General features: G+C 74.2%; 18 protein-coding genes. 8 read left to right on the top strand and 10 right to left on the bottom strand.

Annotated features, from left to right (window positions below):
• Positions 1 to 6 precede the first annotated feature (6 nt).
• Positions 7 to 1,239, top strand: a complete 1,233-nt coding sequence (locus ABD944_RS07060; protein ID WP_345173494.1) for a PP2C family protein-serine/threonine phosphatase — start codon at positions 7 to 9, stop codon at positions 1,237 to 1,239.
• Positions 1,240 to 1,429: 190 nt separating this feature from the next.
• On the top strand, positions 1,430 to 2,107 hold the full coding sequence (locus ABD944_RS07055; RefSeq protein WP_345173493.1) for a hypothetical protein: 678 nt from the start codon (positions 1,430 to 1,432) through the stop codon (positions 2,105 to 2,107).
• 24 nt (positions 2,108 to 2,131) lie between these two features.
• Here ABD944_RS07055 and ABD944_RS07050 read toward each other — a convergent pair whose 3' ends face one another.
• Positions 2,132 to 2,632: an Lrp/AsnC family transcriptional regulator gene (locus tag ABD944_RS07050; RefSeq protein ID WP_345173491.1), complete on the bottom strand. Its 501-nt coding sequence runs from the start codon at positions 2,630 to 2,632 to the stop codon at positions 2,132 to 2,134.
• A gap of 103 nt (positions 2,633 to 2,735) precedes the next feature.
• On the opposite strand from ABD944_RS07050, the gene ABD944_RS07045 reads away from it, so the two are divergent.
• The 5 genes from ABD944_RS07045 to ABD944_RS07025 all read left to right on the top strand — a co-directional run bounded on the left by ABD944_RS07045 (position 2,736) and on the right by ABD944_RS07025 (position 8,999).
• Positions 2,736 to 6,239, top strand: coding sequence for an indolepyruvate ferredoxin oxidoreductase family protein (locus ABD944_RS07045; RefSeq protein WP_345173490.1), 3,504 nt, complete (start codon positions 2,736 to 2,738; stop codon positions 6,237 to 6,239).
• Between the two features lie 114 nt (positions 6,240 to 6,353).
• Positions 6,354 to 7,538 carry a protein kinase family protein gene (locus ABD944_RS07040; RefSeq protein WP_345173488.1) on the top strand — a complete coding sequence of 395 codons (1,185 nt, stop codon included), beginning with the start codon at positions 6,354 to 6,356 and terminating at the stop codon, positions 7,536 to 7,538.
• Positions 7,535 to 8,068: a hypothetical protein gene (locus ABD944_RS07035; RefSeq protein ID WP_345173486.1), complete on the top strand. Its 534-nt coding sequence runs from the start codon at positions 7,535 to 7,537 to the stop codon at positions 8,066 to 8,068. The genes ABD944_RS07040 and ABD944_RS07035 overlap by 4 nt, the downstream gene beginning before the upstream one ends.
• Before the next feature lie 101 nt (positions 8,069 to 8,169).
• Entirely contained in the window at positions 8,170 to 8,775 is a 606-nt protein-coding gene (locus ABD944_RS07030; protein WP_345173485.1) for a DUF2975 domain-containing protein, read from the top strand.
• The gene (locus tag ABD944_RS07025; protein WP_345173483.1) at positions 8,775 to 8,999 is read left to right on the top strand and encodes a helix-turn-helix domain-containing protein; all 225 of its coding nucleotides are present in this window, start codon (positions 8,775 to 8,777) and stop codon (positions 8,997 to 8,999) included. Before ABD944_RS07030 ends, ABD944_RS07025 begins: the two co-directional genes overlap by 1 nt.
• 377 nt (positions 9,000 to 9,376) lie before the next feature.
• On the opposite strand, the gene ABD944_RS07020 is transcribed toward ABD944_RS07025, so the two are convergent.
• Complete coding sequence (locus ABD944_RS07020) at positions 9,377 to 10,813, bottom strand: MFS transporter (protein WP_345173482.1); 1,437 nt, start codon at positions 10,811 to 10,813, stop codon at positions 9,377 to 9,379.
• A 65-nt stretch (positions 10,814 to 10,878) separates the two neighbouring features.
• On the opposite strand from ABD944_RS07020, the gene ABD944_RS07015 reads away from it, so the two are divergent.
• The gene (locus ABD944_RS07015) at positions 10,879 to 11,406 is read left to right on the top strand and encodes a winged helix-turn-helix transcriptional regulator (protein ID WP_345173480.1); all 528 of its coding nucleotides are present in this window, start codon (positions 10,879 to 10,881) and stop codon (positions 11,404 to 11,406) included.
• Between the two features lie 18 nt (positions 11,407 to 11,424).
• Here ABD944_RS07015 and ABD944_RS07010 read toward each other — a convergent pair whose 3' ends face one another.
• From ABD944_RS07010 to ABD944_RS06975, 8 genes are all read right to left on the bottom strand, one after another.
• Entirely contained in the window at positions 11,425 to 12,057 is a 633-nt protein-coding gene (locus tag ABD944_RS07010; RefSeq protein WP_345173479.1) for a GTP-binding protein, read from the bottom strand.
• Positions 12,038 to 12,481, bottom strand: a complete 444-nt coding sequence (locus ABD944_RS07005) for a DUF742 domain-containing protein (protein ID WP_345173477.1) — start codon at positions 12,479 to 12,481, stop codon at positions 12,038 to 12,040. The genes ABD944_RS07010 and ABD944_RS07005 overlap by 20 nt, the downstream gene beginning before the upstream one ends.
• 6 nt (positions 12,482 to 12,487) lie before the next feature.
• Complete coding sequence (locus ABD944_RS07000; protein WP_089311298.1) at positions 12,488 to 12,907, bottom strand: roadblock/LC7 domain-containing protein; 420 nt, start codon at positions 12,905 to 12,907, stop codon at positions 12,488 to 12,490.
• Complete coding sequence (locus ABD944_RS06995) at positions 12,904 to 15,702, bottom strand: sensor histidine kinase (RefSeq protein ID WP_345173475.1); 2,799 nt, start codon at positions 15,700 to 15,702, stop codon at positions 12,904 to 12,906. The genes ABD944_RS07000 and ABD944_RS06995 overlap by 4 nt, the downstream gene beginning before the upstream one ends.
• Positions 15,703 to 15,784: 82 nt before the next feature.
• Entirely contained in the window at positions 15,785 to 16,342 is a 558-nt protein-coding gene (locus ABD944_RS06990; RefSeq protein ID WP_345173474.1) for a hypothetical protein, read from the bottom strand.
• Between the two features lie 39 nt (positions 16,343 to 16,381).
• Positions 16,382 to 16,924, bottom strand: coding sequence for an ATP-binding protein (locus tag ABD944_RS06985; protein ID WP_345173472.1), 543 nt, complete (start codon positions 16,922 to 16,924; stop codon positions 16,382 to 16,384).
• A 138-nt stretch (positions 16,925 to 17,062) separates the two neighbouring features.
• Positions 17,063 to 17,644: a PadR family transcriptional regulator gene (locus tag ABD944_RS06980; RefSeq protein WP_345173471.1), complete on the bottom strand. Its 582-nt coding sequence runs from the start codon at positions 17,642 to 17,644 to the stop codon at positions 17,063 to 17,065.
• A gap of 76 nt (positions 17,645 to 17,720) precedes the next feature.
• Positions 17,721 to 19,598, bottom strand: coding sequence for a fatty acyl-AMP ligase (locus ABD944_RS06975; RefSeq protein WP_345173469.1), 1,878 nt, complete (start codon positions 19,596 to 19,598; stop codon positions 17,721 to 17,723).
• Between the last annotated feature and the right edge of the window lies 1 nt (position 19,599).

The raw sequence follows: 19,599 nt of genomic DNA, 5'->3' as shown, positions 1-19,599 counted from the left end.
GTGAAGGTGGAGAACACGGCGGGCGCTTCGGAGGGCGCGATCCGCAGGCTGGCGAACATCCAGGCGATCACCGACGAGGCGTTCGCCCACATGGACGTGGACGAGCTGCTCGACACCCTCCTCGACCGCGTCCGGGCCATCCTCGAGGTCGACACCGCCGTGGTCCTCCTCCTGGACCGGGAGGAACGGTTCCTCGTCGCGACGGCGGCCAAGGGCATCGAGGAAGAGGTCGCCCAGGCCGCCCACGTCCCGGTGGGCGAGGGGTTCGCCGGGCGCGTCGCCGCCGGGCTACGGCCGGTCTACGTCCCGGACGTCCCGAGCGCCGGCGTGTTCAACCCGCTCCTCATCGAGCGGGGCCTGCACTCGCTGCTCGGCGTCCCGCTCGTCACCGGCGGGACGCTGGTCGGCGTCATGCACGTTGGAACGCTCTCGCCCCGCCGGTTCACCTCCGAGGAGACCGAGTTCCTCCAGCTCGCGGCCTCCCGCATAGCGCTGGCGGTGCAGGCCCTGCTCAGCCGTGCCGAACGCGCCGGCGCGCTGGAACTGCAGCGCAGCCTCCTCCCGGCCGCGCCCCCGGAGGTCCCCGGGCTGGAACTGGCCGCCCGCTACCGTCCCGGCAGGGCGACCGTCGGGGGAGACTGGTACGACGTGTTCGTCCTCCCCTCGGGCGAGATCGGCATCGTCATCGGCGACGTCGCGGGCAACGGGCTCCCGGCGGCCGTCGTCATGGGCCGGATGCGCAGCGCGCTGCGCGCCTACGCGCTGGACACCGACGACCCCGCCGAGGTGCTGCGCAAGCTCAACCGGAAGATGCTGCACTTCGAACCCGAGGCGACCGCGACCGTCCTGTACGCGGTGGCCGACACCGCCGCCGGCCGGGTCCGGCTGTCGTCGGCCGGGCACCCTCCCCCGGTCCTCGCGCTTCCGGACGGCCCGGTCGAGGCCGTCGACATGAAGTTCGACGTCCTGATCGGCCTGGGCGAGGACGTCCCACGCCGGACCCGCACCCTCGGCCTCCCGCCCGGCGCCCTGCTCTGCTTCTACACCGACGGGCTGATCGAGCGGCGGGACGAGTCGATCCTGGCGGGCATCGCCCGGCTCTGCGAGGCGGCCTACGCCGGGGCTCCCGAGGCGGTCGGCGCGGCGGTGATGTCGGCGCTGATCGGCCGCGAGGCGGCCCAGGACGACGTCGCGCTCCTGCTCGCGCGCCGCCTCCCGCCGGAGCGCCGGGACAGCTGACAGGAAGTGCCGCACCGCCCGCCCGTTCACGGAACCTCGGTGCGGGCGGGAGCGTCCCAGTCGGGCGTGCGGAGGCAGGAGGGCGGCGGTGGCGGGCGTTCGGCGGGCGGATCCAGGTCGGCGACGGCTCCTCGGTGCGGTGCCGGGCCGGCGACGGCTTCTGTGGGCGGTCCTGGCAGGGGCGGTGGCCGTGGCGGGAGCGGTCGTGGCGGTCGTGGTCGTCCTCGACGCGCCCGTCCGGCATCGGGAGTGCGGGTGCAGGCTGCCGCCGGTCACCAGCGGGATCGACGGGGTGCCGCGCGAGTGGCAGGCCGCCGTGACCCGGCGCGACGCCGGGACGGCCTGGCGGTTGCTGACGCCCGGGGCGCAGCGGCGGTACGGCTCGGTGAAGGGGCTGCGCGGGGCGCTCGCCCGGCTTGCCCCGGCTTCCCATGGGCCCGCGGGATGGCGGCTCGTCCACACGGTCACGCAGGGGAGCGGCACGCCCAGCACGTTCCTCTACCTGCTCGTCGAGAAGCGGAACCTGCGGCCGGACGGAGCAGTCGTCGTGCACTCCATGGCCGACGGCTCCGCCGACGGGCGGGTCGATCCAGCGCCCGCCGCCACTGTCCGCATCCTGCGCCCCGCCGCGCGGGCCACCGTGGACGTGCGCCCGCGCCTGCGCGCGGCGACCGGGCTTCCTCCCGCGTACGCGGTCGTGCGCCGGGACGGTGAGACCCAGGGGGCCGTGGGATCCATCCGCGACGCGGACGGGTGGGACGCGCCGTTCCACGAGGCGCTCAGGCCCGGCCCGGCGCTGATCGTCGCGGTCGCGGCGGACGGCGGCGGACGCCTGGCGTACGGAAGCGTCCGCGTCACGATCCGCTGACCTCGTGCCGGGGTCGCCGGCGGGTCAGTCGGCCGGCTTGCGGGAGGCGGCGCGGGCGCGCTTCTCCTCGTCCTCCAGTAGGGGGCCGAGGCGGAACGGGACCTGGTGGGTCAGGACGATCGAGGTGGTGCTGCGGCGGACGCCGGGGCAGGCGAGGATCGAGTCGATGACCTCGTGGAGCTGCTTGCCGTTGGGGGCGACCGCGCGGACGAGGAGGTCGCCCTGCCCGGTGATCCCGAGGACCTCCAGCACGCGCGGGATCGCCGAGAGCGCGACGGCGGCCTCGCGCAGCCGGCCCTGCGCGACCTCCAGGGTGACGAAGGCCGTCAGCTCGAAGCCGATGGCGCCGAGGTCGACCTCGCGGCCGCGGTGGCCGATGACGCCCTCGCGTTCGAGGCGCTCCACGCGGGCGTGCGCGGTGTTGCGGGCGATGCCGAGCTTGGCGGCCAGTTCCGTGACGCCGATGCGGGGCTGCTCGACGAGGCGGCGCAGGATCTGCAGGTCGAGGAGAGTGGTACGGGTCACAACGCTCAGCTCCGGCGGGTAACTCGGTTCTGACTTGAGCAATCCGCTCAATTATCGCCCAGCCATCTTGCACTCCGCTCAGCCTAGGCGGCTCAATGCAAGCATGAGCACCAGCGTTCCTTCCTCCCCTCTCCGCGACCGGCTCGAACTGGAGCGCGGCCGGATCGCGATCGGCGGGGTGCACGCCCTCGTCCGGCTGCTGCTGGAGCAGAGGCGCGCGGACGCCCGGCGGGGATGGCGGACCGCCGGTTTCGTGTCCGGGTACCGCGGGTCCCCGCTCGGCGGCCTGGACCAGCAGCTGGCGCGGGACGCGAAGCTGCTGGAGGAGCACGACATCCGGTTCGTGCCGGGCGTGAACGAGGAGCTGGCGGCGACGGCCGTGTACGGTTCGCAGCTCGCCGACCACCTGCCGGGCCCCCGGTTCGAGGGCGTGTTCGGGCTCTGGTACGGCAAGGCGCCCGGGGTGGACCGGTCGCTGGACGCGTTCAAGCACGCCAACTGGCTCGGCACGTCCGAGCGCGGCGGAGTGCTCGCCGTGGTGGGCGACGACCCGTCCGCGAAGTCGTCCACGCTGCCGTCGGCGACGGAGGGCGCGCTCGCTGAGGCGTTCATGCCGGTGCTGGCGCCCGGATCGGTGGGCGACCTGCTGCGCCTCGGGCGGCACGGCTTCGAGATGTCCCGGTTCAGCGGGGCGTGGACCGGGTTCAAGCTCGTGACGGACGTCGCCGACTCCCACGAGATCGTGGACGTCGAGCCGGTCCCCGGCCCGGTCCGCCCGGAGTTCGCGTGGCGCGGACGGCCGTGGACGCCGACGCGCAAGCCGGGCGTCGACCTCCAGGGGACGACGGCCATCGAGACCGAGGTCCTCCAGGGCCGCCTGCTGGCCGCGACGGCCTACGCCGCCGCCAACGGGCTCGACCGGATCGAGGGCGCCGCCGGCGACGCCGCCGTCGGCCTGGTCGCCGCGGGCCGCACCTACGTGGAGCTGCGCGAGGCCCTCGACCGCCTCGGGCTGGACGACGAGGCCCTGGCCCGCCGGGGCGTCCGGCTGCTGCGCCTCGCGCTGATCCACCCGCTGGACGCGGACCGGATCCGGGAGTTCGCCCGGGGGCTGCGCGAGATCGTCGTCGTGGAGGAGAAGCGGCCGTTCGTCGAGTCGCAGATCCGCGACGTCCTGTACGACCTTGCGGAGCGTCCCGCCGTGTACGGCAAGAACGGCCCGGACGGCGCCGGCCTGGTCCCGCCCGACGGGGGCCTGGACGCGGACCGGCTCGTGAAGGCCCTCGCCAGGCTCCTCGCCGACCGCGTCGGCGAGGAGCACATGGACCTGCGCGACGCGGTGCTGAAGCCCCGCAAGCCGCAGATCAACCTGCTCGCCCCGGCGCGCACCCCGTACTTCTGCTCGGGCTGCCCCCACAACCGGTCGACGGTCGTCCCGGACGGGTCGATCGCGGCGAGCGGCATCGGCTGCCACGTGATGACCGTGTTCACCGACCGCGGCATCGGCACCACGCAGATGGGCGGCGAGGGCGCGATGTGGGTGGGCGCGGCGCCGTTCTCCGACACCGGGCACATGTTCCAGAACCTCGGCGACGGGACGTTCTTCCACTCCGGCAGCCTCGCGGTCCGGCAGGCCGTCGCCGCCGGCACCAGCATCACCTTCAAGATCCTCTACAACGCGGCCGTGGCGATGACCGGCGGGCAGCAGGCCGACGGCGGCGCCGACCCGGCGGCGATCACCCGGATGCTGCACGCCGAGGGCGTCGCGAAGATCGTGGTGGTGGCGGACGACCCGTCCCGCTACCCGCGCGGGACGGACTGGGCGCCCGGCGTCCGGGTCCGGCACCGCGACGACCTCGACGCCGTCCAGCGGGAGCTGCGCGAGGTCCCGGGCGTGACCGTGCTGCTGTACGACCAGGCGTGCGCGGCCGAGACGCGGCGCAAGCGCAAGCGCGGCCTCGTCCCCGACCCGCAGACCCGCGTCCTGATCAACGAGGCCGTCTGCGAGGGGTGCGGCGACTGCGGCACCAAGTCGAACTGCCTCAGCGTGGAGCCGGTCGAGACCGAGTTCGGCCGCAAGACGCAGATCAACCAGACGTCCTGCAACAAGGACTACTCCTGCGTGGACGGCGACTGCCCCTCGTTCGTCACCGTCCTGCCCGGCACGAAGGTCCGGGCGGCGCGGACCCTGCCGCCGATCGGCGAGCTGGAGGAGCCCGAGTCGCGGCCCGAGTCGGCGGACGTGCTGCTCGTCGGCATCGGCGGCACCGGCGTCGTGACGGTGAACCAGGTGCTCGCCACGGCGGCCCTCATCGACGGCCGGCACGCCCGCGCGCTCGACCAGACGGGGCTGAGCCAGAAGGCCGGCGCCGTCGTGTCGCACCTGCGCATCGGGACCGCCGGCCTGGACCGGCCGGGCATGGTCGGCGCGGGCGGCGCCGACGCCTACCTCGTGTTCGACTCGCTGGCCGGGACGAGCGAGGCCAACCTGCGCCGCTGCGCGCCGGACCGGACCGCCGCGGTCGTGTCGACCAGCGAGGTGCCGACCGGACGGATGATCGTCGACACCTCGGCGTCGCTGCCGCCGAGCGCGTCGCTGGTCAAGCGGATCGCCGAGCGCACCCGCGCGGACCGGCTGGTCGCGCTCGACGCCCTCGCGCTCGCCGAGCGCTGGTTCGGCGCCACGACCACGGCCAACTTCGTGGTGGTCGGCGCCGCCTACCAGGCGGGGCTGCTGCCGCTGTCGGCGAAGGCCGTCGAGGAGGCCCTCACGCTGAACGGCGTGCAGGTGGAGGCGAACATCCAGGCGTTCCGCGCCGGGCGCCGCCTCGTGCTCGAACCCGAGAGCCTGGACGACGCCGCGGCGCCGGCCGCGCAGGTCGCGCCGCGCCCGCTGGACTCGACGGCGTCCGCCGCGATGGACCTCGTCGACGCGTCCGGCGTGGACGGCGAGCTGGCCCGCGTCCTGCGGATCCGCGTGCCCGACCTCGCCGCCTACCAGAACCTGGCGCTCGCCGAGCGGTACCTGGACGCGGTCCTGCGCGTCGCCCGGGCCGAGGAGGCGGCGGGCGCCGGCGGGCGGCGCCTCGCGGTCGCCGTCGCGCGCAACCTGTACAAGCTGATGGCCTACAAGGACGAGTACGAGGTGGCCCGCCTGCACCTCGACCCGGAGCTCGCCCGGCGCGTCGAGGAGCAGTTCGGGCCCGGCTCCACGGTCGCGTACATGCTGCACCCGCCGCTGCTGCGGGCCGTCGGGGTGGACCGGAAGATCGCCCTCGGCCGCACGGCCCGCCCGGCGTTCCGCGCGCTGCGCGCGATGCGGCGGCTGCGCGGCACCCCGCTCGACCCGTTCGGCGCCACGGCGCAGCGGCGCGCCGAGCGCCGCCTCGTCACCGGGTACGTCGCGGTGCTGAACGAGCTGGTGGCCGGGCTGGACGCGGGCGCCGCCGGGGACGGCCGGCACGAGGCCGCCGTCCGGATCGCCGAGCTGCCGGACATGATCCGCGGTTACGAGGACGTCAAGACCGCGAACATCGCCCGGTACGAGGAGAGCCTGCGCGAGCTGCTCGCCGCGTGGCGGGCCGAGCGGTCGCCGAGTCGCGTGTGACGCCCGGGTGAGCGCGGCCGCCGCCCCGGCCGGGTCCGTCGAACCCGCCGGGGCCGGCGGCGCGTACCTCCTGGCGAGCCGGGGACCGCGCCCGGCACCGGAGGGTGACGTCCAGTGGAACCGGGCCTGCGGCTGACGGAGCGCTACCGCCTCGTGGAACGCCTCGACGACGGCGGCACCATGGAGGTCTGGCGCGCCTGGGACGAGCTGCTGGGCCGTCCCGTCGCGGTGAAGGTCCCGGCGCCCGCGGGCGCGGGTCCGCAACGGAGGTTCCGGCAGGGAGTGAACCGCGCCGCCGCGCTCTCCCACGCCGCGCTGGAGACGGTCTTCGACAGCGACCAGACCCGCGACGCGTCCGGACGGCTCGTGTCCTTCGTCGTGACCGAGTTCCTGGCGGGCGAGACCCTCGCCGTCCGGCTGCGGCGCGGACCGCTCGCCGCGTCCGAGGCCGCCGCCGTGTGCGGCCGGATCGCGGGGGCGCTGGAGGCCGCGCACACCGCGGGCGTGACGCACGGCGACCTCACGCCGGACAGGGTCGTGCTCGCCTACGGGGACGCCGGCGTCGACGTGAAGGTCGTCGACACCGGCATCGGCGGCGTCCTCCGCGCACCGGCGGGCGGCGGCACCGAGGCCGCCGACGTGCGCGCGCTCGGCGCCGTCATCTCCGCCTGCGTCGCCCCCGGCGCGTCCGAGGAGCTGTCCGCGGTCGCCGCCCGCTGCACGGGCCCGGACGCCCCGTCCGCCGCCGAGGTCGCCGCTCTCCTCGTCCGCGACGAGGGGCCGCCGAACGCCGTCCTCACCGCCTTGGGCACGGGCCCGCCCGGCCACCGGGCCGGTGCCCTGCCCCCTCCGCCGCCTCCGCCCGCGACGGCCCGTCGCGGGCACGCCCGCCTCGCCGCGCTCGCCCTGGTCGCGGCGATCCCGGTCACGGCCGCCGCGGCGGTCCTGCTGTCAGCGCCGCGCTCACCGGCCGCCGTTCCGGCCCCGGCACGGACGAGCGCCGCCCCGGCGCCCCGGACGCCGCCGCCGACCGCCTCCCGCGTCACCGACGCGCTGGGCCGGCTGCGCCCCATCGTCAGCCGCGGCTACGCCGCCGGAGAGATCCGCTCCGACGTCGCGATCGACCTCGACAACGTCATCACGAACCTGGAGAACGACCTCACCGCCGACCGCGACGTCGACGTCGGCGGCCGGATCGCCGAACTCCACGACAAGATCGCCACCCGGCGGAGGGAGCGCGGCCTGTCCCCCGGCCTCGCCGACGAGCTGAACCGCGTCCTCGCGACCGTCCGGGCATGACGGGGCGGCGGGACGCCGCGGCGTGGCGGCGCGAGGACCTCCCCCGGACGCCGCCCGCCGCCCGCTTCCCCTGGCTCGCGCTGGCCGGCGTCGCCGCCACGATCGCGGCGGCGACCGTGCTCGTCCTCGGGATCGGCGACACCCTCTCCGCCCGCGACGACTCCGCCGGACGGCTGCTCCCGCTCCAGGCGGCGTCCCCGCCCGCACCGTCCCCGCCCGCGGAGTCAGGTCCGCGGACGCCCTCGCCCCCGCCCGCTCCCCCTCAGCCGCCGCCGACGGAACCGGGCGTCGACGAGGTCCTCATGAGGTTGCGGCACGCCGTGGACGAGGGCGTGGCCGCGGGGGACGTCCGCGACGACGTCGGCCTCGACCTCGGCAACGTGATCGAGCGAATGCTCCACCACGGGCGGCGCGGCCGCGCGGACGTCGCCGCCCTGCGGCACAAGATCGCCACCCGCGCCCGGGAGGGCACCATCACCGGCGGCCGCGCCGAGCAGCTCCGCGTGATCCTCGACGGCGCGCACCCCTGACCGCTCACCCGGCGACCGCCCGGACGGACAGGGGCTTGACGAAGGCATATCGTTTATCGTTATTATCGAAAAACGATACGCTCCCCAAGGAGAGTTGAGACATGACACTGGCCGCGCGCTGGACGAAGATCGACAGCCGTTTCCTGGAACTGCTCATCGGGCTCGGCCTGCTGCTGGTCGGACTCTTCCAGGCCCTCTTCCCGATCCTCGGCGTGACCGGGCCCTTCCCGCCGATCGACACCCGCGACGTCGACCTGCGCTCCACCGCGCGGGTGCCGGACCTCGCGGCCGGCGGAACGGTCCTGCGCGGCACCCGCCACGCCGAGCTGGCGGTCGGCGACCCCGGCCTCGGGGACCGGGTGCTGCTCGCCGCCCCCGAGGTCCTCCGCGCCGCGCTGATCATCGCGATCCTGTCGATCCTGATGCGGATGGCCGCGACGTTCCGCACCGGCGACGTCTTCGTCCCGGCGAACGTCCGGCGGCTCTTCGCGATCTCCACCGCCGTCCTGCTGCTCGGCACGGCCGCCCCCGCCGTCGACATGCTCACGACGAACGCGCTGGTCAGCGGCACCCCGATCGAGGACGCGGTCGAGATCGGCTTCACGGTGCGGGCCTCCACCGTCCTGCTGGCCATCCTGATCGCCGCGCTGGCCGGGGCGTTCGGGCACGGCGCCCGCCTGCGCGCCGACACCGAGGGCCTGGTCTGATGCCGCCCGAGGACCCCCACCAGATCACCGTCCACCTGGACAAGATCCTCGCCGACCGCGGCATCACCCTGGTCGAGCTGGCCGAACGCGTGGGCGTGACCCCCGTGAACCTGTCCATCCTGAAGAACGGCCGCGCCAAGGCGATCCGGTTCACCACCCTAAGCGCCCTCTGCCGCGAGCTCGACTGCCAGCCCGGCGACATCCTGTCCTACACCAAGGACTGAAAGCCCAGAGACCCGCAAAGCGCAACAGTCGACCCAAGGACCGCAACCGTCGGACACAGGGCCAGCAACCGTCGAACGCAACGACAGCAACCACTACAGCAACCACCAACAAGCCAAACCGTCGCGATTGCGAGCGAAGCCAGGTTCGAGCCTGCGAGAACCTGATCGCCGAGTGAGCCGCCAGGCGAACCGAGGCGATGCAGCAATCGCACGTGTTTTTTGGGCGGTCGGCGCCCCCAAGGCGCCGACCGCCCAAAAAACACAATAAATACAGCAGGCACCTCTCCGGATGAGGTGCCTGCTGTGCGGGGTACGGACGAACCGGGCCTCGCGGTCCGGGTCAAGGCTTCGCCCGTTTCCCGTGTCAAGGAGGGGTGTCAGGCGCGGGCGATCACTTCCGTTTCTGGCTCGGGGACGGGACGGGACGGCCGGAGCCGGCGCGGGGTCATGCCAAGGGCGGCGATCGCTGCGATCGCCATGAACGCGCCGACCATCAGCCAGGCGTGGACGTAGGCGGTGTGGGCGTCCGGGTAGCCGTGGGGGGTGCCGAGGACGGCGACGGCGAGGCTCACGCCGAGCACCGCGCCGATCTGCCGGCTCATGTTCACCACGGCGCTGCCCGTCGCGTAGCGGTGGGGCGGCAGCTCGACGGCGGCGGCGGACAGGATGGTGGGCAGGGCGAGCCCGACCCCCGTCCCGCCGACGAGCCAGCCCGGCAGCATCTCGGCGGCGTAGGCCGGCGCCGGGCCCAGGCTCATCGCGATCAGGACGACGCCGAACGCGCACAGCGTGCACCCGACCGCGGTGATCAGCCCGACCGGGACGCGCGCGGAGAGGCGTCCGGCGACGAGCGCCATCACGGGGACCATCAGGGGGCCGGGCGCGACGGCGAGCCCGGTGCGGATCGGCGAGTAGTGCCAGACCTGCTGCATCCACAGCACGCCGAGCAGCAGGTTGGCGGCGAACGCGACGGTGAACAGCAGGACCGCGGCGTTGGACCAGAGGAACGTGCGGACGGCCAGCAGCGCGGGCTCGATCACCGGCGCGGGGTGGCGCAGGGAGCGCAGCCAGAACCAGGCGAGGCCGAGCAGCGCGGCGGCGGCCACGAGGACCGTCCGCTCCCCCGGCCAGTCGTTGATCTTCACGACGCCGAGCGCCAGCAGCGCGATCGCGGCGGTCGCGACGGCGGTCCCGAGCAGGTCGGGGACGCGGGCCGTCACGCCTTCGCGCGAGTCGGGGACGAGCCGGGCGGCGAGCAGCACCGCCGCGATCCCGATGGGGACGTTGACCTCGAACACCCAGCGCCAGGAGGCGTCCACGAGGACGCCGCCGACCGCCGGCCCGGCCGCGGCGGCGATCGCCGAGGCCGCCGACCAGATCCGCACCGCGCCGCCGCGCCGCTCCGCCGGGAACGCCGACAGCAGCAGCCCGAGGCTGGTGGGGATGAGCGCCGCGGCGCCCGCGGCCTGCACGACGCGGAAGGCGACGAGCCACCACAGCGACGGGGCGGCGGCGCAGGCCTGGGAGGCGAGGGTGAAGACGGTCAGGCCGAGCAGGAGGCCGGCCTTGCGGCCGTAGCGGTCGGCGAGCCGGCCGAGCGGCACCAGCAGGGCGGCGAACACGATCGCGTATCCGTTGAGCACCCATGACAGGTCGGCCATCGACTCCCCGGCGAAGTCGCGGCCGATGTCGGTGAACGCCACGTTGACGATGAACAGGTCGAGGCCCGCCATGAAGGAGGCGACGGAGAGCACCGCGAGCACCGGTCCCCTGCGGACCCGGCCCGCGCCGCGCACCTGACTTTGTTCCACCATAGTCAGGGAGGCTAGCGAGCCCCCTGACTTTGGTCAAGCAAAGTCAGCAGGTTTATAGTGGAAGGGTGACAATCTCACTGGAAGGGCACTTCGCCGACCGCGACGCCTGGTCGATGCAGAACTGCCCGGTCGCGAGGACGCTCGCCGCGCTCGGCCCGCCGTCGGCGGTGCTGGTGCTCAGCGAGGCCTTCTTCGGGACGAACCGATTCGGCGACTTCGTGCGCAACCTCGGCATGACCGAGTCGGCCGTCACCGCGCGGCTGCGCCACCTCGTCGACGCCGGCCTGCTCACCAGGGAGCCCTACCAGGAGCCGGGGCAGCGCACGCGGTACGAGTACCACCTGACGAAGATGGGCCTGGACCTCGCGCCGACCCTCGTCAGCCTCATGGAGTGGGGCGAGACCTACCTTCCCCACGAGGAGGGCCGCCAGGTCATGCTGACGCACGCCCGCTGCGGCGAGCGCGTGACGGCGCAGGTCAGGTGCGCGGACGGCCACGACGTCGCGGTGGACGAGATCGTCATGGGGCCGCCGAGCGCGGCGGACGAGGACCAGGGGGACGGCGGGGGCGAGCCCGGCGGATCCGGGGGGTGACGCGCGGCCGCGCGGCGGTCACGCGTGCCGGGTGCCGCCCGCGAGCCGCAGCGCGTGCTCGACCAGCGAGACGAGCACCTCCTTCGCCGACCCCGTCCGGCGCGCGTCGCACAGCAGGACGGGCACGTGGGGGTCGATGTCCAGGGCCGTCCGGATCTCGGGCGCCTCGTAGCGGTCGGCGTCGTCGAAGCAGTTGACGGCGACGACGAACGGCGTGCCCTTGCGCTCGAAGTAGTCGATCGAGGCGAAGCTCGCCATGAGCCGCCGCGTGTCGGCGAGCACGACCGCGCCGAGCGCGCCGCGCGACAGCTCGTTCCACATGAACCAGAACCGCTCCTGGCCGGGCGTCCCGAACAGGTAGATGGCGACGCCGTCGCGCAGCGTGATGCGGCCGAAGTCCATCGCCACGGTCGTGGTGGTCTTGGCGGCCACGCCGTCGAGGTCGTCGACGCCGACGCTCACGTCGGTCAGCGCCTCCTCGGTGCGCAGCGGGCGGATCTCGCTGACGGCGCCGACCAGGGTCGTCTTCCCGACGCCGAACCCTCCGGCGACGAGGATCTTCAGCGCGACGCGCGGACCGTCCGCCCGGTCGTCGGGCTCGTCCGGTTCCGCGGTGGCGGGGGGCGGGGCGTCAGAGCGCGCGGAGTTCATCGAGCACCCTCCTGAGCAGGTTCGGGTCGTTGTGCGGCTGGAGCGCGGTCACCGGGCCGAACGGCCCGGACGGCGACGGCGCCGGGGACCATCGCTGGACTTCCAGGAGGCCGGAGTCGAGCAGGTCGCCGGCCAGCACCCGGATCACGCCGAAGGGCAGGTTCAGGTCCGAGGCGAGGTCGGCGAGGGCGTGCGGGCGCCGGCACAGCGCCAGCAGCCTGCGCTGCTGGCGCGAGAGCCGGCCGGGCTCGGGCGGCGGCCGCCCGGTCGCGACGAGGATCGCCACGATGTCGAGCGGCTCGCCGCTCGGCCGGGTGCGGCCGCGCGTCACCGCGTAGGGACGGACGATCGGCCCGGCGGCGGCGTCGAGCCACCGTTCCCTGCCGGGACCCCGGGGAGCGCCGGGCCCGTCACTGGGGTCCATGGCGGGTCACCGGTGTCCGGGCCCGGGTGCGCCCTGCCTGAGTCCGGTGGACAGCTGCCTGCCGACCCGCTTGACCAGCATCGTCATCTCGTAGGCGACGAGACCGGCGTTGGCTCCGACCTCGCTGAGCAGCGCGAGGCAGCTGTTGGCCCCGGCCGGGACGACGAAGAACAGGCCCTTGTCCATCTCGACGAGCGTCTGCCGGATCTCGCCGGAGTCCAGTTGCGGGCGCGCCCCGACGGCGAGGCTGTGGAACCCGGCGGCGAGGGCCGCCAGGTACTCGGAGTCCTCGCGCCCGACGCCCCGCGACATGCCCATGACGAGCCCGTCCCGGGACAGCACGACCACCTTCCGGATCTGCGGGACCCGGTCGACCAGGTCGTCGAGGAGGAAGTTCAGCTCGGCGGCCACTCCCTGATAGGTCATGATCTTCCTTCCATGCCGTCCGCGGGTCCTTCGGGCGCCTCGTCCTCGTCCCGGCCGCGCAGCCAGCCCGCCTGCAGCGACGCGAACAGGTCCCGGGACGCCTCCGCCGACCGTTCCTCCCAGGCGGCGATGGCGTCGCCGGTGGCGGGCTCTTCTCCGTACGGGCCGGTCTCCTCGTAGGAGCCGGTGTCTTCGTAGGCGCCGGCGTCGCGCAGCTGGGGCGCCAGGCTCCCGCCGCGCACCCGGCGCGGCAGCGGGGCGCGCCCGCCGCCGGCCGTCCCCGCGTCCCCGAACGGGGTTCCCCCGAACGAGGTCTCGCCGAACGACGCGGGCGCCGCGTACCGGCCGGCGCCTCCGCCGTAGGAACCGCCGCCGTAGGCGGGGCGGGGACCCGCGGCCTGGAACGGACGCGTGGCGTCGGTCGGCGGCGGACCGTGCGGCGGTGGGGTCCCGAACGACGTCGGGGTCTGGTCACCGTCGTCGAACCCCACCGCCACGTTCTGGTCCGGCTTCTCCTCGCTCTTCCACTGCGGGAAGGACACCGGCGTCTCTGGCGGCACCGCTTCACCGGCCGGCCCCGGGGCGTGGGGCGCCCTGCCGTTGGGCACCGGGTGGCCGGGCACCGCACTTCCGGGCACTGCGCTTTCGGGCACTGCGCTTCCGGGCACTGCCCTGTTGGGCGCCGTGTCGGTCGACGCCGCGTCCTCGGCGGGGGCGATGTCGTACACCGGCGCGTTGAGCGTCGCGGTGGACGACGGCGACGGAGGCGTGGGCCATGCGCGCATCGACCCGTTCGCCGCCGCCGCGCCCCGCTGCTGGACGGGGCCCGCCTGGACGGCGCCGTCATCGTCCTCGGGCTGGTCGGCGTCCACGATCAGCTGGCGCGGGATCAGCACGACGGCGCTGACGCCCCCGTACAGGGACGGCTGCAGCGCGACCTTGATGCCGTGCCGGCCGGCGAGCCGGCCGACGACGAACAGCCCGAGCCGGTCGGTGACGGCCAGGTCGAACTCGGGCGGCCGCGCCAGCCTCAGGTTCAGCGCGTCCAGTTCGGACTGGTCGAGCCCGATGCCGCGGTCGATGATGTCGACGGCGAACCCGTTGGCGCCCATCTCGCCGCGGACGAGCACCTCGGTGGGCGCGGGCGAGAACACCGTGGCGTTCTCGATCAGCTCGGCGAGCAGGTGGATGATGTCGGCGACGGCCTCGCCGATCACCGCGGCCTGCCCGGACACCACGACGATCTCGACCCGCGTGTAGTCCTCGACCTCGGCGACCGCGGCGCGCAGCACGTCCTCGACGTGCACCGGCCGGCTCCAGCCCCGTCCCGGGGACGTCCCGGACAGGATGACCAGGCCCTCGGCGTGGCGGCGCATGCGGGTGGTGAGGTGGTCGAGGCGGAACAGGTCCTCCAGCACCTTCGGGTCGGAGGCGTCGCGCTCCATCTCGTCCAGCATCCGCAGCTGGCGGTGCAGCAGCGACTGGCTGCGCCACGCGACGTTGAGGAACACGCGGCTGATGCCCTGCCGCAGGTAGGACTCCCGCACGGCGGTCTCGATCGCGGTGTGCTGCACCTTGGTGAAGGCGTCGCCGACGCGCGCGACCTCCCGGGACCTGCCGATGACCAGCGGCGGCGCCTCGGCGTCCACGTCCACCTCCTCGCCGCGCCGCAGCCGGGCGACGACGCCGGGCAGCCGGTCCTCGGCGAGCTTGAGCGCGGCGCGCTGCAGCCCGCGCAGCTCCCGCGACAGGCTGCGCGCGGCCAGCAGCGACAGCACGATCGAGGCGACCACCGCGAGCAGTCCGAACCCGCCCGCCAGGACGAGCCGCATGATGATCCGCTCGCCGATCGGCTTGGCCATCTCGTTGAGCGCGAGGCTCGCCTCGGTGACCTTCTGCGCCCACGCCTGCGACAGCAGCTGCGTGGTGGCCTGCCAGTCCGCGGCCTCGGGCGGCAGCCGGTCGCCGCGCGCGTTGACGATCGCGTCCTCGGCCGCCCGGTACCGCTGGAACTCCGGGGACGCCGCGAGCCTGGCGAGCGGTCCGCGGATCCGCTCGTTGAGGTCGGCGAGCCCGGCCTCGAACTCGCGCCGGCCCTCCGCGGCCCACTGGACGAACGCGGTGTGCTCGGCGGAGGTGAGCCGCCCGTTGCGCGCCATCGCCGCGGTGACGAGCGAGTCCTCCCGCAGCATGTAGGCGCGGGCGTTGCCGATGCCGATCAGCGCCCGGCCCTGGGTGAAGATGGCGACGTCGTTGACGGTCACCAGGCCGTCGAAGACCTTGATGACCTGGTCGAGCAGGACGCTGTAGGAGTTGATGACCTCCAGCGGCTGGACCCGGCCCGAGTCGACCCGGGCGCGCAGTTGCGGCAGCCGGTCCAGCGCCCTGACCGCGTCGGCGAGCCGCCGCTTGGTCGCCGGCTCGGCCGCGTCCCTCGCCTCGGGCGACAGCGCGGTCGAGCGGAACGCCTTGTCCACGGCGCTCACCCGGGCGCGCTGCCCGCCCAGCTTCTGCCGGTCCGCGGGGTCGCGCGTGCTGAGCGCGACGACGCTGAGCGAACGCTCCGCCTGGAGCTGGTTCACCAGGTAGATGCCGGGAAGGCCCACCTTCTCGTACGTCGTGGAGAAGTCGTACTTGTCGAACGCGTCGCCGAGCGTGATGTTCGCGGCGAACGCCCACAGGGTGATGAGGGACACCAGCGGGACCAGCAGCAGCGCCGTGATCCGCAGCCGGATGGGACGCCGGCGCCGGGGCCTTCTGCCGGACGCGTCGTCGCGGGGTGTCGTGCGGGACATCGAGATCACTACCTCTAGCCGGGGCCGGGCCGCGCCGCCGGCGTGTGCGCGCCGGGGCGGCCCGTGTGTCAGGGGTGCGGGGTCAGGGGCGGGCCTCGTCCAGGGCCGCGCGGGCGACCAGGCCGCGCAGCCGACTGGTGATCATCGCGACGGCCTGGGCGTGCCCGCGCAGGGCCTTGTCCCGCGCGGTGTACTGGCCGATGTCGGCGTGCATCGCGTGGTCGGACACGATCGTCTGCCACAGCAGCGGCCTTCCGTTCGCCGCGATGCCGAGGTCGATCACGGTGAACCAGGTCGAGACGACCACGACGACGGCGCCGACGCGGATGACGTCCTGCGCGAGCAGGCGTCCCCGCACGTCGAGCAGCAGCCGCTGGGCCTCCTCGGCCGTGGCGCGCCGCCCGTCCTCCCGGTAGTAGTCGGGGGGACGGCGGGGATCGGCGGGCCGCCGGCCGGCGGGCTCCCCCGCGGGCCGGTGGTCGCCGGGCCCCGGGTCGGCGGGCCTTCGGTCGACCGGCCCCCCGTCGGAGGGCCGCTGGTCGGCGGCCGGTTGCCCGAGGGGCGGCTGGTCGGAGGGCCGCTGTTCGGCGGGCCACCTGTCGGCGGGCCACTTGTCGGCGGGCATGGCGTCAGCAGGCATGGCATCTCCCATCGCCGTACCGGGGTGCGCGGGAGAGGCTCAGTGGCCGGGGTGCTCGTCCCGCGGCCAGGCGCGCACCTCGCACCAGACCGCCTTGCCGGAGGCGGTGTGGTCGGTGCCGTGCCCGTCGGCCATCACCGCGACGAGGAACCAGCCGCGCCCCGTCTCCTCCATGAGGTCGACCGGCCGCGCCGTCGGGACGGCGGCGCTCTGGTCGTGCACCTCGATGCGGAGCCGGGCGCCGGCGCGCAGCAGCCGCAGGCACAGCGCGCCCCCGGCGTCCGGCGCGTGCCGGACGGCGTTGGTGACGAGTTCGGACACCAGGACCTCGGCGTCGTCGGCGATGTGCCCGATGCCGGACGCGGTGCTGACGGACCTGCTGAAGCGCCGCGCCGCGGGCACGGACTCCCGCTCGGCGGGCAGCGTCAGCTCGCCGAGCAGGACCGCCGGCGGCTCGTCCAGGCCCCGCAGCCCGTTCGGCGCGGCGCCGTTCGGCGGCGCGACCGGCGACGCGGTGGTGGTCAGGTGGCTCGGGAGTGGGGTGCTAGGGAGTTCGATGGTGTGGTGGTCGCCCGACATCATGAACGCCTCCTTGACTAAGGCGTGCCGCCCGATTCCAGCCCTGCCGGGGTGCGAGGCTGAGGTGGGCGTGGGGGGGTTGTGCCGGTGCCGCCGCTGTCCGGGCAGACGGTGGCACGGCGTGCGAGGGACGCGGCCGCCTCATGGCGGGCCGCTCCCCTCGGACCGGGTGCCCGCCCGGGCTCGCAGCAGCCGGGCGGTGCTGGTGAACCACGCGTAGTTCTCCTGCTCGAAGCGGCGTCCGCGCAGGCACGTGAGGTAGGGGCCGAGAGGGGACCCGGTGCGCAGGAAGGACTCCTCGTCCTGGTCGCCGCGCAGGTGCTTGAGGGTGCGTTCGAAGACCTCGACCTTGGCCGCCGAGGCCACCGCCCGGTCCTCCAGCTGCGCGATGACGGAGTCGGCGCAGATGTGGTCCACGGCCTGCACCATGACGAGCAGGTTCTCGCGGATGATCCCTGGCTTGGCGGGGGTCACGGCGAACCGTTCGAGCTCGTCGACGCCCGCCTGGGTGACGGTGTACACGCGCTTGTTGGGTCGATCGTGCTGGATGATCTGCCGCCCGCTGATCAGACCTTCCGTCTCCAACCTCGACAGCTCCGAGTAGAGCTGCTGCGGTACGGCGTGCCAGAAGTTGGAGACCGACAAATCGAAGATCTTTGCCAGCTGGTAACCGCTGTACTCGCCGTCGAGCAGCGCCGCCAGCACAGCGTGACGTAGCGCCATCGGCCTTCTCTCCCCGCCTTGACTCAGGGTGATGCCCGACGTTAGCAGACAACGACATGATTAGTCATCATGTTGACTAGGATTGGTCAGCGTCGATCGGTGCGGGCGCCTCGCGGAGGCCGGCGACGCCCGGTTCGAGGTCGGCCGCGAGTTCGGTGATCTTCCCGGTCAGGAACGCCTCGCGGGTCAGCCGGCGCTGCATCTTCCCGCTGGTCGTCCGCCTGACCGAGCCCCGCGCGGCCAGCACGACGCTGACGGCGGGCAGCTCGAACGTGCGGGCCACCCGCGCCCTGACGGCGGAGGCCACCTCCTCCAGGGGCGTCCCGGCGGCCGCGCGGGTGCTGATCTCCTGGACGACGACGACCTGCTCCCGGCTCGCGTCGACCGCCGCGCCCCCGCCGGGCCGGCCGCCCGGCGGGGCCGGGCCGAGGTCGGCGTCGAGGGCGGGGTCGATCGCGAAGGCGGCGCCGAGCAGGGCGGCCGGATGGGATGCGCGGGCTACCTCTTCGATGTCGTGCGCGTGGATGTTGCGGCCGTTGACGATGATCAGGTCCTTGATCCGCCCGGTGACGTAGAGCTCGCCGTCGGCGGTGAAGCCGAGATCGCCCGTCCGCAGGAAGGGGCCCTCGCCGGTGGACGTGCGGGCGCGGAAGGTCGCCTCGGTCTGCTCGGGGCTCCCCCAGTAGCCGCGGGCGACGCTGCCCCCGCGCACCCAGATCTCCCCCACGCGCCGGTCCGGCCGCTCGGCGCGGGTGTCGGGGTCGACGACGCGGACGTCCAGGGTGACGGGACGGCCGCTGCTGACGAGCCGCCTGACGCCGCCCCGGGCGGGGCCCTCGCCGGGAAGGCCCTGCTCGTCCGCGGGGACGGCCTCGTTCCGCGCGAGGGCCCCGGCGTCGAAGTCGCGGACGACCGGGCCGCCGCCCAGGGGCGCGCCGGTGATGAGCAGGGTCGTCTCGGCCATCCCGTAGCACGGCATCCACATCGAGGGCCGGAACCCGACCGGGGCGAACCGCTCGGCCACCGCCTCCAGCGTCGCGGCCCGGACGGGCTCCGCGCCGTTCTTCACGACGGTCAGCGACGACAGGTCGAGGCCCTCCATCTGCCGGTCGGTGACGCGGCGCAGCGCCAGCTCGTACCCGAAGTTGGGCGCCACGGTGATCGTCCCCCGGTACCGGGTGATCAGCTCCAGCCACAGCACGGGCCGCTTGATGAACGTGATCGGCGAGGTGAACACGTACCGGCAGCCGAGGTAGAGCGGCTGGAGGAACTGACCGACCAGGCCCATGTCGTGGTAGTGCGGCACCCAGCCGACGCCGACGGTGGCGTCCGAACCCTCGATGCGGCGCTTGATCTCCTCGCCGTTGGCCAGCAGGTTGCCGTGGGTGACCATGACGCCCTTGGGCTCGCTGGTCGACCCGGAGGTGTACTGGAGGAAGGCGACCGTGTCCGGGCCGGACCGCTGAGGGGACCAGTCGCCGGCGTCGGTGTCCTTGCCCGCCTGGGTGTCCAGGCAGTGCACGCGCCCCTTCAGCCCGGCGGCCGACAGCCACGCGTCGAGGGTGTCGCGGTGGGCGGTGTCGGTCAGGATCAGCGCGACGTCGGCGTCCTCGATGATCCGGCGAGTGCGGCCGAAGCGCCCCGCGTCCAGGTCCGGGAGCGGGGCCGGGACGGCGATGACGCGCGCGTACAGGCAACCGAGGAAGGCCGCCAGGAACTCCAGCCCCTCCGGATAGAGGAGCAGGACCGCCCGGTCCCGTAGGCCGCGCGCCTCCAGGCGGCAGCCGAGCGCGCGGGCCTTGCGGTCCAGGTCGGCGAAGCCGAGCACGTTCTCCCTGTACCGGCGCCCCGGCTCCTCGCTGATGAAGGTGAAGGAGCGGGCGTCGCCGTGCGTCCGGATGTTCTCCCGGACGTGCGACACGAAGTCTCTCGTCGTCTCCGGTGGCCCGGCCATG

This window comes from Actinomadura verrucosospora (genome assembly GCF_039540335.1).
Classification (GTDB): Bacteria; Actinomycetota; Actinomycetes; order Streptosporangiales; family Streptosporangiaceae; genus Spirillospora; species Spirillospora verrucosospora.
This window is presented reverse-complemented; position numbering and strand designations above follow the sequence as displayed.

What these genes read in the sequence shown, in the direction of transcription:
- ABD944_RS07045 (WP_345173490.1), top strand. Translation starts at nt 2,736, where the DNA reads ATGAGCACCAGCGTTCCTTCCTCCCCTCTCCGCGACCGGCTCGAACTG.
- ABD944_RS07035 (WP_345173486.1), top strand. Translation starts at nt 7,535, where the DNA reads ATGACGGGGCGGCGGGACGCCGCGGCGTGGCGGCGCGAGGACCTCCCC.
- ABD944_RS07030 (WP_345173485.1), top strand. Translation starts at nt 8,170, where the DNA reads ATGACACTGGCCGCGCGCTGGACGAAGATCGACAGCCGTTTCCTGGAA.
- ABD944_RS07025 (WP_345173483.1), top strand. Translation starts at nt 8,775, where the DNA reads ATGCCGCCCGAGGACCCCCACCAGATCACCGTCCACCTGGACAAGATC.
- ABD944_RS07020 (WP_345173482.1), bottom strand. Translation starts at nt 10,813, where the DNA reads ATGGTGGAACAAAGTCAGGTGCGCGGCGCGGGCCGGGTCCGCAGGGGA.
- ABD944_RS07010 (WP_345173479.1), bottom strand. Translation starts at nt 12,057, where the DNA reads ATGAACTCCGCGCGCTCTGACGCCCCGCCCCCCGCCACCGCGGAACCG.
- ABD944_RS07005 (WP_345173477.1), bottom strand. Translation starts at nt 12,481, where the DNA reads ATGGACCCCAGTGACGGGCCCGGCGCTCCCCGGGGTCCCGGCAGGGAA.
- ABD944_RS07000 (WP_089311298.1), bottom strand. Translation starts at nt 12,907, where the DNA reads ATGACCTATCAGGGAGTGGCCGCCGAGCTGAACTTCCTCCTCGACGAC.
- ABD944_RS06995 (WP_345173475.1), bottom strand. Translation starts at nt 15,702, where the DNA reads ATGTCCCGCACGACACCCCGCGACGACGCGTCCGGCAGAAGGCCCCGG.
- ABD944_RS06990 (WP_345173474.1), bottom strand. Translation starts at nt 16,342, where the DNA reads ATGCCTGCTGACGCCATGCCCGCCGACAAGTGGCCCGCCGACAGGTGG.
- ABD944_RS06985 (WP_345173472.1), bottom strand. Translation starts at nt 16,924, where the DNA reads ATGATGTCGGGCGACCACCACACCATCGAACTCCCTAGCACCCCACTC.
- ABD944_RS06980 (WP_345173471.1), bottom strand. Translation starts at nt 17,644, where the DNA reads ATGGCGCTACGTCACGCTGTGCTGGCGGCGCTGCTCGACGGCGAGTAC.
- ABD944_RS06975 (WP_345173469.1), bottom strand. Translation starts at nt 19,598, where the DNA reads ATGGCCGGGCCACCGGAGACGACGAGAGACTTCGTGTCGCACGTCCGG.